Source organism: Methanoculleus sp. UBA208, assembly GCF_002498065.1.
GTDB lineage: Archaea > Halobacteriota > Methanomicrobia > Methanomicrobiales > Methanoculleaceae > Methanoculleus.
On record NZ_DAFZ01000105.1, the window covers coordinates 1 to 1,202 of the forward strand.

Annotated in this window: 2 protein-coding genes; both read left to right on the forward strand. The window is 63.1% G+C overall.

All coding sequences use genetic code 11. From position 1 onward, the window contains the following. The coding region (locus BRA62_RS10755) for a molybdopterin oxidoreductase family protein (protein ID WP_292366569.1) at nucleotides 1-1,001 on the forward strand (1,001 nt) is incomplete at its 5' end. Between the two features lie 2 nt (nucleotides 1,002-1,003). Further along, nucleotides 1,004-1,202: coenzyme F420 hydrogenase/dehydrogenase beta subunit N-terminal domain-containing protein (locus BRA62_RS10760; RefSeq protein WP_292366570.1), on the forward strand; the 199-nt coding region annotated here is incomplete at its 3' end.

Consider the following 1,202-nt stretch of genomic DNA (forward strand, 5'->3'; position numbering starts at 1 on the left):
TCCACAAGAAGTTCGCCGACGCCTGGGGCTTCCCCGACGGTATCTGCGAGCCGAAGAACGGCTACGAGGTCACCGTCATGATGGACGTCCTGACCGACAACCCCGGCGAACTCAAGGCGATGTACATCATGGGCGAGAACCCGATGCTCTCCGACCCGGACCTGACCCACGTAAAGCACGCCATCGAGAACCTGGAATTCCTGGTGGTCCAGGACATCTTCCTGACCGAGACCGCCGAACTCGCCGACGTCGTGCTGCCTGCGGCATGTTACGCGGAGCGCGACGGCACCCAGACCAGCACCGAGCGGCGCGTCCAGATGTGGCGCAAGGCCCAGGACCCGCCGGGCGAGGCGAAGGTCGACTGGCAGATCATCAGTGAGCTCGCCGCAAAGATGGGCTACGCCGACCAGTTCCCCTACCAGAGCGCCGAGGAGATCTTCAACGAGATCGCGAAGGTCACCCCGTCCTACGCCGGAATGAACTACGAGCGGTTGAGCAGGCCCGAAGCACTCCACTGGCCGTGCCCCGCCGCCGACCACCCCGGCACCCCGATCCTCCACCGCGAGAAGTTCGCCCACCCCGACGGCATGGGTGTCTTTGCCCCCATCGAGTGGAAACCGCCGGCGGAAGTCCCCGATGCGGAGTATCCGTTCGTGCTCACGACTGGCCGTGTCCTCTGGCACTGGCACACCGGCACGATGACTCGCCGGTCTGCAACGCTTGATGCGGAAGTCCCGACCGGCTGGATCGAGATCAACCCCGAGGACGCGAAGGCACTCGGCATCACGGACAAGGAAATGATCCGTGCCATCACCCGCCGTGGGTCCGTCGACGTCCCCGCGAGGGTGACCAAAGATATCATGAAGGGTGTCATGTTCATGCCGTTCCACTTCAAGGAATGTGCCGCGAACATCCTGACGAACAACGCACTCGATCCCGTAGCAAAGATCCCGGAGTTCAAGGCCTGTGCTGTGAAGGTCGAGAAGATTACGGAGGCCTGAAGATGGCTGCAATTGGCGATATGTTCTACACATGGGCGGCAGACGCCGATGTGCTGAAGAAGGGAGAGTGCGGCGGTGCGATCACCGCCCTGCAGCAGTATGCCCTTAAGTCCGGCATGGTGGACGCTGTCCTTGCCGTCAAGAAGGGGGCGGACCTCTACGACGCGGTGCCGACCGTGATCACCGACCCCGCCGAGATCG